This window comes from Piscinibacter gummiphilus (assembly GCF_032681285.1).
Lineage (GTDB): Bacteria > Pseudomonadota > Gammaproteobacteria > Burkholderiales > Burkholderiaceae_C > Rhizobacter > Rhizobacter gummiphilus_A.
The window spans coordinates 2254720-2269443 of the sequence record NZ_CP136336.1; the positions used below are offsets into that span (position 1 = coordinate 2254720).

Here is a 14724-nt window from a genome sequence, read left to right on the forward strand (position 1 = left end):
GTATTTTCATCCAGCTCATCAAGAAATGCAAAACACTTCTCGGACGATCGTGGTGCTGGGCACCGGCGGGACCATCGCCGGCACCGCCGCCGATGCGGCTGACAACGTGGGCTACACCGCGGCGCAGCTGGGTGTCGAATCGCTGGTGAAGGCTGTGCCGGCGCTCGCGGGCCTGCCGCTCGAATGCGAGCAGGTCGCGCAGGCCGACAGCAAGGACATGGGCTTTGCCATCTGGCGCTCGCTTGCGCTGCGCGTCGCTCACCATCTGGCTCGCGACGACGTGGCCGGCGTGGTCGTGACCCACGGCACCGACACGCTCGAAGAGACCGCCTATTTCCTGCAACGCGTGCTCGCGCCGACGAAGCCGGTGGCGATGACGGCCGCCATGCGACCGGCCACCTCGCTGAATGCCGATGGCCCACAGAACCTGCTCGACGCCGTGACCGTGGCGGGCACCTCGGGTGCGCAGGGCGTGGTGGTGGTGGTGGCTGGTGCGGTGCACGCCGCTGTCGACGTGCGAAAGGCCCACACCTACCGGCTTGACGCGTTCACCTCAGGGGATGCCGGTGTGCTCGGTGTGGTCGAAGAGGGCCGCACGACGGCGTGGCGCGCCTGGCCGCAGGGCGAAGCGCTCGGGCTGCAATGGCTGCCGGTGGAAGACGACGCCTGGCCGCAGGTGGAGATCGTGACCAGCCACGCCGGGGCGAGTGGTGCACTCGTGCGCGCGGCCTGCGAGATCGGTGTGCAGGGGCTGGTGGTCGCGGCCACCGGCAACGGCACGGTGCACGCGGCGCTCGAAGCTGCGCTGCTCGAAGCGCAAGACCAGGGGGTGACGGTGTGGCGCAGCAGCCGCTGCGGCAATGGCCGGGTGATCGGACGGGCCGACGACGTGCTGCCGTCGGCCGGGGAACTCACGCCTGTGAAGGCGCGGGTGGAGCTGATCCTTCAGCTTCTCACGCCCTGTTAGCAGGCGAGGGGCTGCCGATCAGACGACGGTCAGCGTGACGTCGATGTTGCCGCGGGTGGCGTTCGAATACGGGCACACCTTGTGGGCGGCTGCCACCAGCGCTTCGGCCTGGGCCTTCTCGAAGCCGGGGATCTTGATCGCCATGGCCACCTGGATGCCGAAGCCGCCGGTGATGGGGCCAATGCCGACGTCGGCCGTGATCGACACGTCATCCGGCAGCTTGATCTTTTGTGCGGCCGAGACCGCCTTCATCGCACCGATGAAGCAGGCCGAGTAACCGGCGGCAAAGAGCTGCTCGGGGTTGGTGCCCGGGCCGCCGGCGCCGCCCAGCTCCTTCGGGGTGCTCAGGGTGAGCTTGAGCGCGCCATCGGACGATTCGGACGTGCCGGTGCGGCCGCCAGTCGAGGTGGCGTGGGCGGTGTAGAGAACTTTTTCTAGGGCCATGTGAAGCTCCGTTCAGGGGTGGTGGAAAGAGGGGACGTCAATGTGCCGCCGCGGCATCACCCGCGGTGGCGTCGAGGAGATTGGTGCGCAGCTGTTGCAGCCGCTGCGTGAGGCTCGTGATGTCTTTCAGGTCGCACTGCATGGCCTGGCCGAGCTGCAGGGGCACGCTCTTGGCCTTCAGGCGCAGCGCTCGACCCTGGGGTGTGAGCTTGACCACGACGCGGCGCTCATCGGCCGAGTCGCGCTCGCGCTTGAGCCAACCCGCGGATTCCATGCGCTTGAGGAGTGGGGTCAGGGTGCCGGAGTCGAGGAAGAGCCGCTCGCCCAACTCGCCGACGCCCAAGCCATCTCGCTCCCAGAGCACCAGCAGCGCCAGGTACTGCGGGTAGGTGAGACCCAGCGGCGCGAGCAGCGGCTTGTAGAGTTTGGTCATCGCCAGCGAGGTGGAATACAGCGCGAAGCACAGCTGCTGGTCGAGCTGCAGCCAGTCGGTGCGGGCTTGTTGGGAGTCGTTGCGCAGGGATCGCATGGGGACGGATGATAAATCAATCGAGCAATTAAATTGTGTGCAACATAATTCCTGCGCCCCGAGGAGGGGCATTTGATGCACCTCAAGCAGGCGCGTTCAAGTACCGCGTTGTCGAGTCGATAGAGCGGGGGTCGCTTTCATTGCCTCGTGCTCCCTCGTTCATGAAATCCTGGATTGGCCGGCTCAAGATCTGGCAGAAGTTTGCGGTGCTCGGGGGGCTGACCCTGGTGCTGCTGGTGCCGCCCACGGCCTATGTGGTGGTCGGCGAGATGCGGCACATCCAAGCCCGCGAGCGGCAGCAGGCGGGTCTTGCCCCCGTGGCCGAGGTGCTGCGCCTGGTGCAGCTCACGCAGCAGCACCGGGGCCTCACCAACACCTTGCTCAGCGGCGACGCCAGCAAGCAGGCGCCGCGGCAGGCGAAGCAGCGGGAGGTCGATTCGGCCATGGCCAAGTTGCTCGATGCCGCGGCTGCCAAGCCGAGTGCTCGCGTGAGCAGCCGCCGTGACCGCCTGCGTGCGCAGTGGCAGGCGCTCGCCGCCGACGTGGAGCGCGGCCAGGTCGCGTTGCCGGCCAGCTTTGCGCGCCACAGCGCGTTGATCAAGGAAGAGCTGGCGCTGGTCGATGACCTGCTGGACGCCAGCGGCCTGTCGCGTGACACCGTGGCTGCGACGCACCACCTGAGCCTGGCGGCGCTGCGCAGCCTGCCGCAGTTGAGCGAGTACCTGGGGCAGGCCCGTGCCCGTGGCGCCGGCTACCTGGCCAAGGGCCAGCTCGACCCGACCGACCGTGTGACGCTGAGCCAGCTCGTCGAAGCCGTGCAGGACCAGGCCGCACGCGTGAATGCCGATCTCGACCACGCGACCGACGCCGACGCCGCCGCGCTCGGCCCCCTGGCCGAGCGGCGCCAGCAGGCCGCGGCCGGGGCCGACGCGGCGGTGAAGCTCATCCAGTCGCAGGTGCTCGACGCGCCCGCCCTCACGCTCGCGCCAGGTGGCTTCTTCAACACGATGACCGGCCACGTCGACGCGCAGTACGCGCTTGGCGCGGCCACCTTCGATGTGCTTAACGCCGAATTCGAGCGCGAGCTCGCCGCCACGCGCCGGCTGCTGTGGCTGCTGGTGCCGGTGGTCCTGCTCGGTGGCGCCGCGGCGGCGTGGCTCATCGTCACCATCGCCCGCACGACCTCGCGCTCGATGGCGCAGGCGCTGGCCGCGTCGAACGCGCTGGCCAGCGGCGACCTGAGCTTCCGCGCACGTGCCGAAACGCAAGACGAGCTGGGCCAGATGCTGCGGGCGCTGGGCGGCTCGGCGGGTGCGATCGCCGATGTGGTGTCGCACATCAAGTCGTCGAGCGACTCCATCGCCACCGGCTCCGACCAGATCGCCGCGGGCAACTTCGACCTGAGCCAGCGCACCGAGGAGCAGGCGGCCAACCTGCAGCGCACGGCCGCCTCGATGGTGCAGCTGGCGAGCACGGTGCGCAGCAACGCCGACAACGCGCAGCAGGCCTCGCAACTCGCCAGCTCTGCCAGCGGCGTGGCCGCGCGGGGCGGCGAGATGATGGGCCAGGTGGTCGCCACCATGAGCGACATCGCCAGCAGCTCGAAGAAGATCGCCGACATCATCGGCGTGATCGACGGCATCGCCTTCCAGACCAACATCCTCGCGCTCAACGCGGCGGTGGAAGCGGCACGCGCCGGTGAGCAGGGGCGCGGCTTCGCGGTGGTGGCCGCCGAAGTGCGCTCGCTGGCCCAGCGCAGCGCCGGCGCGGCGCGCGAGATCAAGAGCCTGATCGGCGAGAGCGTCACGCGGGTGGAATCGGGCTCGCAGCTCGTGAACGACGCCGGCGCAACGATGAGCGACATCGTCGCCCAGGTGCAGCGCGTGAGCGACCTGATCGGCGAAATCGGCCATGCGGCGCAGGAGCAGCACGCCGGCATCGAGCAGGTGACCGGCGCGGTGGCCGAACTCGACCAGGTGACGCAGCAGAACGCCGCGCTGGTGGAGGAGTCGGCCGCCGCGGCTGAAAGCCTCAAGCACCAGGCGAGGAAGCTCGCCGAGGCGGTGCGCGCGTTCAGGCTCTGATCAGGCGCCCGCCGAGAGCTCGTCGATCTGCGTGGTGAGTTCGAGCCAGCGGCCTTCGGCCTGCTCGGTCTCGTCGCCGATCTGCTTGAGCCGCTTGCCTTGCTCCACGCGCTGGGCGGGCGTGAGGTCAGGGCGGGCCGAGGCGGCTTCGATGTTGTCCTTCTCCTGGGTCAGCGCGGCGATGCGCTTTTCCAGCGTTTCCAGCTCCTTGCGCAGCGGCTTGGTCTGCTCGGCGAGTTTCTGGCGGGCCTGGCCCGAGGCCTTGCGGTCTTCGCGCTTGGCCGGCTCGGGGGGCGGAGCTGCGGCGACCACGGCGGCCTGTTTCTCTTTCCTGACCTTGCCGCTGGCGGCGTCTTTCGCGGCGCGGGCCATTTCGCGCGAGGTCTCGAGCAGCCACTTCTGGTAGTCGTCGAGGTCGCCGTCGAACGGCTTGACGGTGCCTTCGGTGACGAGCCAGAACTCGTCGCACACCTCGCGCAGCAGCGCGCGGTCGTGGCTCACCAGCATCACCGTGCCCTCGAACTCGTTGAGCGCCATCGAGAGCGCTTCGCGGGTCGTGAGGTCGAGGTGGTTGGTCGGCTCGTCGAGCAGCAGAAGGTTGGGGCGCTGCCACACGAGCATCGCGAGCACGAGGCGGGCCTTCTCGCCGCCCGAGAGCGTGCCGACCGCCTGCTGGACCATGTCGCCCACGAAACGGAAGGAGCCGAGGAAGTCGCGCAGCTCCTGCTCGCGCGCCTGCGGGCCCACGTCGCGCGCGAGGCGGATCATGTGCATCAGCGGGCCGTCGTCGAGCGAGAGCACGTCGAGCTCCTGCTGGGCGAAGTAGCCGATCGACAGGCCCTTGCCCTCGGTGACCTCGCCCGAGATGAGCGGGATCTCGTGCGCGATCGTCTTCACGAGCGTCGACTTGCCCTGGCCGTTGGCGCCCAGGATGCCGATGCGCTGGCCGGCGAGCACCGAGCGGTTGATGTCCTTCACGATGGGCACGCCGTTGTAGCCGCAGCTCATCATCGAGAACGCGAGCATCGGGTTGGGCAGCGAGACGGGCTCGCGGAACTCGAACTGGAAGTCGCTGCTGGTCAGCACCGGGCCCAGCTTTTCCATGCGGGCCAGTGCCTTCACCCGGCTTTGCGCCTGCTTGGCCTTACTGGCCTTGGCCTTGAAGCGGTCGATGAACTTCTGCAGGTGCGCCATGCGCTCCTGCTGCTTGGCGTAGTTGGCTTGCGCCTGCAGCAGGCGCTCGGCGCGCATCTCCTCGAAGGCGGTGTAGTTGCCGGTGTAGCGGGTGAGGCGCGTCTCATCCAGGTGGAGCGTGACCTTGGTGATCGCGTCGAGGAACTCGCGGTCGTGGCTGATGACGATCATCGTGCCTTCGAACTTCTGCAGCCAGGCTTCCAGCCAGACGAGGGCATCGAGGTCGAGGTGGTTGGTCGGCTCGTCGAGCAGCATCAGGTCGGCCGGGCACATCAGCGCGCGCGCGAGCTGGAGTCTCATCCTCCAGCCGCCCGAGAAGCTGTTGACCGGGTCGTCGAGCTGGTCGAGGCGGAAGCCCAGGCCCATGAGCAGCGCCTGTGCGCGTGGGCGGGCTTCGAAGCCGCCGGCTTCGGCGATCTCCTGGTGGGCATCGGCCATCGCGTGGCCGTCGTCGGCGGCTTCGGCCGCGGCGAGGGCCGCGTTGGCTTCCATCAGGCGGGTGTCGCCTTCGAGCACGAAATCGGTGGCGCCTTGCTCGGTCTCGGGCATGTTCTGCGCGACTTCGCCCACGCGCCAGCGCGGCGGGATGCTCACGTCGCCCGAGTCCGACTGAAGCCGATGCGTCAGCAGGGAGAAAAGCGAGGACTTGCCGGCCCCGTTGCGCCCCACGAGGCCGATCTTTTCACCCGGCTGCAGGGTGACGCTCGCGTCCTGCAGCACGATCTTCGTGCCGCGGCGCAGGGTGACGTTCTTGATGACTATCATGCTGAGACTGCTTCATCCAATTCTTGCGAGACCACCCATGAGCCGCGGCCTCACCACACAACTTCTCCATGCCGACCGCCTGGGCGGCGTGGAGCACGGCGCCACCCACAAACCTCTGCACACCTCGGCGGCTTACGGCTACGAGACCGCCGCCGACCTCGCCTCGGTCTTCCAGGGCGAGCGCAGCGGCCATGTGTACGCCCGCCAGGGCAACCCCACCACGCACGCCCTCGAAGCCAAGATCACCTTGCTGGAAGGCGGCGTGGGCACCGTGAGCTTCGCCACCGGCATGGGTGCCATCGGCTCGATGTTCATCGCCTTGCTCAAGCAGGGCGATCACATCGTGGCCAGCCAGTTCCTCTTCGGCAACACGGCCAGCCTGTTCCAGACCCTCGAGAACCTGGGCTGCTCGGTGACGCTGGTCGATGCGACCGACGCCAGCCTGGTGGCCCAGGCCATCACGCCCAAGACGCGTATTGTCTTCGTAGAAACGATTGCCAACCCGAGAACGCAGGTGGCCGACCTCGAAGGCATCGGCAAGCTGTGTGCGGAACGCGGCATTTTGTACGTGGTCGACAACACCATGACCACGCCCTACCTCTTCCGGCCCTCCGTGGTGAAGGCGGGCCTGGTGATGAATTCGCTGTCCAAGTCGATCAGCGGCCACGGCAACGTGCTGGGTGGCGCGATCACCGACACGGGGCTTTTCGACTGGTCGACCTTCCCCAACATCCTTGCGCCCTACAAGAAGGGCGCGCCCAAGAGCTGGGGCCTGCTGCAGATCCGCAAGAAGGGCCTGCGCGACTTCGGGGCCACCCTGGGCGCCGAAGCGGCGCACCGCATCTCGAATGGCGCCGAAACGCTCGCCCTGCGCATGGACCGCGTCTGCGACAACGCGCTCAAACTCACCACCTGGCTGGAGCAGCACCCCAAGGTGGCGGCCGTGTACTACCCGGGCCTGAAGAGCCACGCCCAGCACGAGAACGCCACACGCTGGTTCAAGGCCTATGGCGGGCTGATGAGCTTCGAGTTGAAGCCCGGGCACGACACCTTCGCGATGCTCGACGCGCTGGAACTCGTCATCAAGTCCAGCCACCTGGGCGACAACCGCACGCTGGCCATCCCCGTCGCGCAGACCATCTTCTGGGAGATGGGCCTGGAGAAGCGCCAGAAGATGGGCATCAGCGAATCGCTGGTGCGCATCTCGGTCGGCATCGAAGACTACGTCGACCTGCAGGCCGACTTCGAGCAGGCGCTGGCGAAGGTCTGATCAGCGCAGCCAGCGTTGCAGCGCGTCTCGGGTGACGAGCAGCACCTCGTCGCTGCCGGCGCTCGTCTCCAGCCACGCCACTTCCAGCTTGCGGAAAGCATGCTCGAAGTGCGCACGCTCGTTGCCGATCTCGAGCACGAGCACGCCGATGTCGCTCATGCGCGAGGGTGCGTCCTTGAGGATGCGGCGCACGAGGTCCATGCCGTCGTCGCCACCGGCCAGCGCGAGCTGTGGCTCGTGCAGGTATTCCTTCGGCAGCTCGCGCATGCTCTGCGCGTTGACGTAGGGCGGGTTGCAGACGATCAGGTCGTAGGGGCCTTTCAGATCGTCGAGCAGGTCGGACTTGATGAGCTGGATGCGTTTCGCAAGCTTGTGCCTGTCGACGTTGATCTTCGCGATGGCCAGGGCATCGTCGGAGATGTCGGCGGCATCCACCGTGACCTCGGGGTAGGCCATCGCGGCGATCACGGCCAGGCTGCCGTTGCCGGTGCAGAGGTCGAGCACGCGCTGCGTGCGGTCGGAGAGCCACGCGTCGAGCGTGCCTTCGCCCTCGCCATCGGCCAGCAGCTCGGCGATGAAGGAGCGCGGCACGATGGCGCGCTCGTCGACGTAGAAGGGCACGTTCTGCAGCCACGCTTCCTTCGTGATGTAGGCGGCGGGGCGGCGCGTCTCGATGCGCTCGGTGATCACCACGTCGATCTTCGCGAGTTCGGCGTCGGTGAGCTCGCGCTTGGCGTGCGGCTCCAACTCGTCGATCGGCATGCCGAGCGCCCACAGCACGAGCCATGCGGCCTCGTCGAACGCGTTGGTCGTGCCATGCCCAAACGAAACGCCCGCCTGTTTGAGGCGGGCGGCTTGCGCGGTGATGCAGTCGATGAGCTTCACAGCAGCAGTCCTTCCAATGTCTTGCGGTAGATGTTCTTGAGCGGCTCGATGTCGGCCACCCGCACGTGTTCGTCGATCTTGTGGATGCTCTCGTTCAGCGGGCCGAATTCAACGACCTGCTCGCAGATCTTCGAGATGAAACGGCCGTCGGAGGTGCCGCCGGTGGTCGACAGTTCGGTCGTCACGCCCGTCTCGCTGCGGATGGCCGCGTCGAGTGATTCCACCAGCGCGCCGCGCGGCGTGATGAAGGGCTCGCCGCTGAGCGCCCAGGCGATGCTGTAGTCGAGGCCGTGCTTGTCGAGCACGGCGTTTACGCGCGCCTTCAGTGTGTCGACGGTCTGCTCGGTCGAGAAGCGGAAGTTGAAGTCGATCACCAGTTCGCCGGGGATGACGTTCGACGCACCCGTGCCGCCGTGGATGTTCGACATCTGCCAGCTCGTCGGCGGGAAGTATTCGTTGCCGCGGTCCCACTCGATGGCGGCCAGCTCGGCCAGGGCGGGGGCTGCGAGGTGGATCGGGTTCTTCGCTAGCTGCGGATAGGCGATGTGGCCTTGCACACCCTTGACGGTGAGCTTGCCCGAGAGCGAGCCGCGGCGGCCGTTCTTGATCATGTCGCCGAGCGTGTTGACCGAGGTGGGCTCCCCGACGATGCAGTAGTCGAGCTTCTCGCCGCGCGCCTTGAGTGCCTCGCAGACCTTGACGGTGCCGTCGACCGAGGGGCCTTCCTCGTCGCTCGTGATGAGCAGCGCGATGCTTCCGCAACGCTCCCCGTGCTGCGCGACGAACTCCTCTGCCGCCACCACGAAGGCGGCGATCGAGGTCTTCATGTCGGCCGCGCCACGGCCGTAGAGCTTGCCCTCGCGGTGCGTGGGCACGAAGGGGTCGCTCGTCCACTGCGTGAGCGGGCCGGTGGGCACCACGTCGGTGTGGCCGGCGAAGACGAGCAGCTTGCTGCCGGGCCGGCCCCGGCGCACGGCCCAGAGGTTGGTGACGCGGAAGGCATCCGGCCCGAAAGCGAGCGTCTCGCATTCGAAGCCGAGGGGCGCGAGGCGCTTGGCGATCAGGTCCTGGCAGCCGCCATCGTCGGGGGTGACCGAGCGGCGGGCGATCAGCTGTTCGGTCAGGGAGAGGGCAGCCGACATCGATCAGAAGCGCGTCGCACGGAAGCCGCTGTTGCGGCCGTCGTCACCGGGCACGTCGAGCGTGATTTCGGTGAAGGTCGGCTGGTCGTCGACTTCCTCCTTCTTGGGCTGCAGGCGCGACACCGGCTCGGTGTCGTTCTGCAGGCGCCACATCAGGTTGGTCGGCGAGTCGGCATAGGCCAGGCCTTCGTCGCGGGTGATCACGCCTTCGCCGATCAGGCGGGCGAGGTCGGCCTCGAAGGTCTGCGAGCCTTCGGCCATGGAGTTTTCCATGGCCTCTTTGACGCCGTTGAAGTCGCCTTGCTCGATGAGTTCGGACACCAGCTTGGTGTTGAGCATCACCTCCACCGCCGGGCGGCGGCCGCCGGCCGAGGCGCGCACGAGGCGCTGCGAAACGATGGCCTTCAAGCCCGAGGCCAGGTCGGACAGCAGGGCGGGGCGCGACTCCGGCGTGTAGAACGACAGGATGCGGCCGAGCGCGTGGTAGCTGTTGTTGGCGTGCAGCGTCGAGACAACGAGGTGGCCCGACAGCGAATACGAGATCGCCATCGTCATCGTTTCGCGGTCGCGGATTTCACCGATGTAGATGCAATCGGGCGCCTGGCGCAGCGCATTCTTCAGCGCGATCTGCAGCGACTGCGTGTCGCGGCCCACTTCGCGCTGGTTCACCATCGAGCGCTTGTTGTGGAAGATGAACTCGATCGGGTCCTCGATGGTGAGGATGTGACCGGCCATCTGCTGGTTGCGTTGTTCGATCATCGAGGCGAGCGTGGTGCTCTTGCCGGTGCCGGTGGCGCCCACCAGCAGGATGAGCCCGCGCTTCTCCAGGATCATCGTGTTGAGCACCGGGGGCAGGTTGAGGCTGCCGAGCGCGGGGATGTCGTGCGGAATGCAGCGGAAGACGGCTGCGATCGAGCCGCGCTGGCGGAAGGCGCTCAGGCGGAAGCTGCCCACCCCGCTGATGCCGATGCCCACGTTGAGCTCGCCCGTGTCTTCCAGGTCTTCGAGCTGGCTCGGCGTGAGCAGCTCGGCCAGCAGCTGGCGCGGTTGGGCCGCGCTCAAAGGCTGGTCGGAGAGCTGGAGGATCTGCCCGTTGATCTTGATGAGGATGGGCGTGGCGGCCGACAGGTAAACGTCGGACGCACTCTTCTCGGCCATCAGCCGCAGCACGCGTTCCATGTTGCCGCCGGATGCGGCGGTGCTGCTCGTCGTGGTGTTCATCGGAGTCCTTTCAGGGCTCTTTCGATCGGTTCAGAGAGCGAGGCGAGACTTCTTCGTTCTTATCGGGAAAAGTTCAGCTGCGCAGCAGTTCGTTGATGCTGGTCTTGGCGCGCGTTTCGGCCGTGACGCGCTTGACGATCACCGCGCAGTACAGGCTGTGGCTGCCATCCACGGCAGGCAGCGAGCCGCTCACGACCACCGAGCCCGAGGGAATGCGGCCGTAGGAGATCTCACCCGTCATGCGGTTGTAGATCTTGGTGCTCTGGCTGATGTAGACGCCCATCGAGATCACCGAGTTCTCTTCGACGATCACGCCTTCCACCACCTCGGAGCGGGCGCCGATGAAGCAGTTGTCTTCGATGATGGTCGGGTTGGCCTGCAGCGGCTCCAGCACGCCGCCGATGCCCACGCCGCCCGAGAGGTGCACGTTCTTGCCGATCTGGGCGCACGAGCCCACGGTGGCCCAGGTGTCGACCATCGTGCCTTCGTCGACATAGGCACCGATGTTCACGTAAGAGGGCATCAGTACCACGTTCTTCGCGACGTAGCTGCCGTGGCGGGCCACGGCCGGCGGCACGATGCGCACGCCGGTGGCGCGCACTTCGTCTTCGCTCAAGTGCGAGAACTTCGTCTTCACCTTGTCGAAGAAGGCCAGCTCGCCGGCATGCATGAGCGTGTTGTCATTGAGGCGGAACGACAGCAGCACCGCCTTCTTGACCCATTGGTTCACCGTCCAGTCGCCCACGCCCTTGCGGTCGGCCACGCGGATGCGCCCGGCGTTCAGGTCGTCGACCACCTGCGTCACCGCGTTGCGGATCTCGGGGCTCGCGTTTTGCGGGTTGAGGCTCGTGCGGCCTTCCCAGGCGAGGTCGATGATGTTCTGGAGCTGTTGGGTCATGAGGGGTTTCTGGCTGAGAGAGACTTCACAGAGAAGCGACGTAAGAGCGGATGCGTTGCGCAGCTTCGAGGCATTCCTCGACCTCGGCCACCAGGGCCAGCCGCACGCGGCCTTTGCCCGGGTTCACGCCGTCGACTTCGCGGGCGAGCAAGCTGCCGGGCAGGACGGTCACATTGTATTGAGCCAGGAGCCCGCGGGCGAACGCGATGTCGTCTCCGCCCGGCACGCCCGCCCACAGGTAGAAGCTAGCGTCGGGGAGCTTCACGTCGAGCGCCTGCTCGAGCACCGGCATCACCTGCGCGAATTTGCGACGGTACTTCTCGCGGTTGTCGACCACATGCTGCTCGTCGTTCCAGCCGGCGATGCTGGCGTGCTGGATCATCTGGCTCATGGCGCTGCCGTGGTAGGTGCGGTAGAGCAGGAATTTCTTGATGATCTGCGCGTCGCCCGCCACGAAGCCCGAGCGCATGCCGGGCACGTTGGAGCGCTTGGAGAGGCTGGTCAGCGCGATGAGGTTCTTGAAGTCCTTGCGGCCGAGCTGTGCCGCGGCTTCGAGGCCGCCGAGCGGCGGCTCTTCGCGGAAGTAGATCTCGGAGTAGCACTCGTCGGAAGCGATCACGAAGCCGTGGCGTTCGCTCAGCTCGAAGAGGCGCTTCCATTCGGCGAGCGGCATCACTGCGCCGGTCGGGTTGCCCGGCGAGCACACGTAGATGAGCTGAGTCTTGGCCCACACGCTGTCGGGCACGGTATCCCAGTCGGCCGCGAAGTTGCGCTTGGGGTCGCTCGCCACGTAATGCGGCGTGGCGCCGGAGAGTAGCGCCGCGCCTTCGTAGATCTGATAGAACGGGTTGGGGCAGACGACGGTGGCGCCTTGCTTCGTCGGGTCGATCACCGTCTGGGCCAGGGCAAAGAGCGCCTCGCGCGAGCCGTTGACCGGGAGCACCTGCGTGCCGGCATCCACCGTCACGCCGTAGCGGCGGGCCAGCCAGCCGGCGCACGACTCGCGCATGGCGCGGTCACCGGCCGTCGCCGGGTAGGCCGCAAGGCCCCCGAAGCCCGCCACCAGCGCATCGAGGATGAGCTGCGGCGTCGCATGCTTGGGCTCGCCGATGCCCAGGCTGATCGGCTTGAAGGCGGGGTTGGGGGTGATGTCCTTGGTGAGGGCGCTCAGCCGTTCAAAGGGGTAGGGGTGCAGCCTGGCCAGCAGAGGGTTCATGCGCCGGATTATCGGGGAGCGCGTCTCCCGAAACCGTCCGATCCGGTGCGGATCGCCGGCGCCTTCCAGCCGGGAGGCCAGACCGGCTGCCCCTTCTCACCGAGACCGCTTTCCATGCCGAGCTTTCTGATGAGCGTAGCCGCGTCGTAGGGCGCATGCACCTTCACGTCGTTGTCGAAGTAGGCGTAGATGTCGCGCTTGGCGCGTTTGGGCGCCGGTTTGGGTGAGGCGAGGCGCGCGTCATCCACCTGGCCGCCCTCGCTCCAAGTGCGGATGCGCTCCGCCCACCGTTCGAGTGCCGCGTCGCTGTAGCCACTGGCGTAGAGCTCCTTGTCGCCGTGGAGGCGCAGGTAGACGAAATCGGCGGTCAGGTCTTCGAGCAGCGGCCACTTGCCGGCCGTGTCGGCCACGACGAGCGCGATGCGGTACTTGCGCAAGAGCGCGATGAACGCCGGGTCGGCGAAGCTCTCATGGCGGATCTCCACCGCATGGCGCATTGGCCGCTTGGCGTCGGGCTCCAGGCTGGTACGGCCTTCGACGCGCTTGTCATGCCTGGCCGCGATCTCGGCGGCGGCTTCGGTGTCGCGGGGCAACTGCGCGAAGAAGGCCTCGAAGCGCTCGGCCATGAACGGCAGCATGGGCGGGAACTGCCACAGGATGGGCCCAAGCTTCGGACCCAGCTCGAAGAGCCCGTTGGCGAAGAAGTTGGCGAGCGGCGTCTCCACCTCCTTCAGCCGCCGCATGTGCGTGATGTATTTGGGTCCCTTCACCGCGAAGACGAAGTCGTCCGGTGTGTCGGCCGCCCATTGCGCATAGGACTCGGGCCGCTGCAGCGAGTAGAAGGAGCCGTTGATCTCGATCGTGGGCAACATGCGCGAGGCGTATTCCAGCTCCCGGCGCTGGGCCAGCTTCTCGGGATAGAACACCCCGCGCCAGGGCTCGTAGCGCCAGCCGGAGATGCCGATGCGGATGTCGGGTTTGGCCATGCCGAAACCCTGGCAAAGGAGATGCCGGATCGCGGTTTGCTACAACCGCGGCATGAGAACGCTCGTGTCGACCGTCCTGCTGGGGCTTTCAACCGTGGCCTGCACCGCCGGCCCGCAGGCCGCTGCGCCGGTGCCACCGCCGGCCACGCCCATGGCGCGCAGTTGTGGCATTCCCAATCTCCAGGCCAGCATGCTGGCCCGCGTCAACGCGGCCCGTGCGCGCGGTGCGAGCTGCGGCAGCGCCGGCCGCTTCGGCCCTGCGCCACCGCTCGCCTGGAACGATCCGCTGGCCCGCGCGGCCGAGCGTCACTCGCGCGACATGGTGGCGGCCAACCTCTTCTCGCACACCGGGTCCGACAAGACCGAGCTGCGCCAGCGTGCCGACGCCGTGGGCTACAACTGGCGCACGCTCGCCGAGAACATCGCCGGTGGCCGCGGCACGGTCGACGGCGCGGTGCAGCAGTGGCTGGACAGCCCCGGCCATTGCGCCAACCTCATGAAGCCCGACCTCGTGCACGTGGGCGTGGCCTGCGCGCTCGGCGGGCCGCGCAGCACCTACACGCACTACTGGACGATGGCGCTCGGCGCGCCCATGCGTTGACCGCTTAGAGCAGCCCGCGCTCTTCCACGTGCTTCGGCAGCTCGACGGCCGGCTGCGGCTTCCAGCCTTTCTGGCGATGCTCGGCCACCACGTTGGTGTAGATGCCGCCGCGCACGTACCACTTGGCGGTGATGCGCACGAAGCGCGGATTCGTCGCCTTCACGATGTCGTCGAGGATGGTGTTGGTCACCTTCTCGTGGAACGCGCCTTCGTTGCGGTAGCTCCAGAAGTACATCTTCAAGCTCTTCAACTCGACGCAGAGCTTGTCGGCAATCATGTCGATGGTGAAGTGCGCGAAGTCGGGCTGGCCGGTGAGCGGGCAGTGGCAGGTGAACTCGGGCACCTGGAACTGGATGACGTAGTCGCGCTGTGGCGCCGGATTCGGGAAGACCTGCAGGTCCTTGCTCGGCGCGGTGGGCGGGTTGGCCGGCTTCTCGCGCTGGTTGAGTTTTGCCGAGGCAGGTTTCTGCTGCGGGGCGGCAACTTTGGCGGACATCTTGGCCATGGCGTGTCGAGAGGTTT

14 protein-coding genes are annotated in these 14724 nt (G+C 67.3%); 4 read left to right on the top strand and 10 right to left on the bottom strand.

Annotation, left to right across the window (positions count from 1 at the left end):
• The first annotated feature begins 25 nt into the window (after positions 1 to 25).
• Complete coding sequence (locus RXV79_RS10600) at positions 26 to 967, top strand: asparaginase (RefSeq protein ID WP_316703397.1); 942 nt, start codon at positions 26 to 28, stop codon at positions 965 to 967.
• A gap of 18 nt (positions 968 to 985) precedes the next feature.
• On the opposite strand, the gene RXV79_RS10605 is transcribed toward RXV79_RS10600, so the two are convergent.
• Complete coding sequence (locus RXV79_RS10605) at positions 986 to 1411, bottom strand: organic hydroperoxide resistance protein (protein WP_316703398.1); 426 nt, start codon at positions 1409 to 1411, stop codon at positions 986 to 988.
• 37 nt (positions 1412 to 1448) lie between these two features.
• Positions 1449 to 1940: a MarR family winged helix-turn-helix transcriptional regulator gene (locus tag RXV79_RS10610; RefSeq protein WP_316703399.1), complete on the bottom strand. Its 492-nt coding sequence runs from the start codon at positions 1938 to 1940 to the stop codon at positions 1449 to 1451.
• 161 nt (positions 1941 to 2101) lie between these two features.
• On the opposite strand from RXV79_RS10610, the gene RXV79_RS10615 reads away from it, so the two are divergent.
• Positions 2102 to 4024 (top strand): methyl-accepting chemotaxis protein, encoded by a 1923-nt coding sequence (locus RXV79_RS10615; protein ID WP_316703400.1) that lies wholly within the window; start codon positions 2102 to 2104, stop codon positions 4022 to 4024.
• On the opposite strand, the gene RXV79_RS10620 is transcribed toward RXV79_RS10615, so the two are convergent.
• The gene (locus RXV79_RS10620) at positions 4025 to 5983 is read right to left on the bottom strand and encodes an ABC-F family ATP-binding cassette domain-containing protein (protein WP_316703401.1); all 1959 of its coding nucleotides are present in this window, start codon (positions 5981 to 5983) and stop codon (positions 4025 to 4027) included.
• 37 nt (positions 5984 to 6020) lie between these two features.
• Here RXV79_RS10620 and RXV79_RS10625 point away from each other — a divergent pair, with 37 nt between their 5' ends.
• Positions 6021 to 7253, top strand: a complete 1233-nt coding sequence (locus RXV79_RS10625; protein WP_316703402.1) for a cystathionine gamma-synthase family protein — start codon at positions 6021 to 6023, stop codon at positions 7251 to 7253.
• On the opposite strand, the gene prmB is transcribed toward RXV79_RS10625, so the two are convergent.
• The 6 genes from prmB to RXV79_RS10655 all read right to left on the bottom strand — a co-directional run bounded on the left by prmB (position 7254) and on the right by RXV79_RS10655 (position 13601).
• Entirely contained in the window at positions 7254 to 8138 is an 885-nt protein-coding gene (gene prmB / locus RXV79_RS10630) for a 50S ribosomal protein L3 N(5)-glutamine methyltransferase (protein WP_316703403.1), read from the bottom strand. It abuts the gene before it with no gap.
• The gene (dapE, locus tag RXV79_RS10635; protein ID WP_316703404.1) at positions 8135 to 9280 is read right to left on the bottom strand and encodes a succinyl-diaminopimelate desuccinylase; all 1146 of its coding nucleotides are present in this window, start codon (positions 9278 to 9280) and stop codon (positions 8135 to 8137) included. Before dapE ends, prmB begins: the two co-directional genes overlap by 4 nt.
• Before the next feature lie 3 nt (positions 9281 to 9283).
• The gene (locus tag RXV79_RS10640; protein WP_316703405.1) at positions 9284 to 10501 is read right to left on the bottom strand and encodes a PilT/PilU family type 4a pilus ATPase; all 1218 of its coding nucleotides are present in this window, start codon (positions 10499 to 10501) and stop codon (positions 9284 to 9286) included.
• Between the two features lie 73 nt (positions 10502 to 10574).
• Entirely contained in the window at positions 10575 to 11399 is an 825-nt protein-coding gene (gene dapD, locus RXV79_RS10645; RefSeq protein WP_316703406.1) for a 2,3,4,5-tetrahydropyridine-2,6-dicarboxylate N-succinyltransferase, read from the bottom strand.
• A gap of 25 nt (positions 11400 to 11424) precedes the next feature.
• The gene (gene dapC, locus RXV79_RS10650; RefSeq protein WP_316703407.1) at positions 11425 to 12615 is read right to left on the bottom strand and encodes a succinyldiaminopimelate transaminase; all 1191 of its coding nucleotides are present in this window, start codon (positions 12613 to 12615) and stop codon (positions 11425 to 11427) included.
• A gap of 8 nt (positions 12616 to 12623) precedes the next feature.
• Positions 12624 to 13601 carry a DUF72 domain-containing protein gene (locus RXV79_RS10655; protein WP_316703408.1) on the bottom strand — a complete coding sequence of 326 codons (978 nt, stop codon included), beginning with the start codon at positions 13599 to 13601 and terminating at the stop codon, positions 12624 to 12626.
• 52 nt (positions 13602 to 13653) lie between these two features.
• Here RXV79_RS10655 and RXV79_RS10660 point away from each other — a divergent pair, with 52 nt between their 5' ends.
• Entirely contained in the window at positions 13654 to 14202 is a 549-nt protein-coding gene (locus tag RXV79_RS10660) for a CAP domain-containing protein (protein WP_316703409.1), read from the top strand.
• A 4-nt stretch (positions 14203 to 14206) separates the two neighbouring features.
• Here RXV79_RS10660 and queF read toward each other — a convergent pair whose 3' ends face one another.
• Positions 14207 to 14698, bottom strand: a complete 492-nt coding sequence (gene queF / locus RXV79_RS10665; protein WP_316703410.1) for a preQ(1) synthase — start codon at positions 14696 to 14698, stop codon at positions 14207 to 14209.
• Positions 14699 to 14724: the final 26 nt, after the last annotated feature.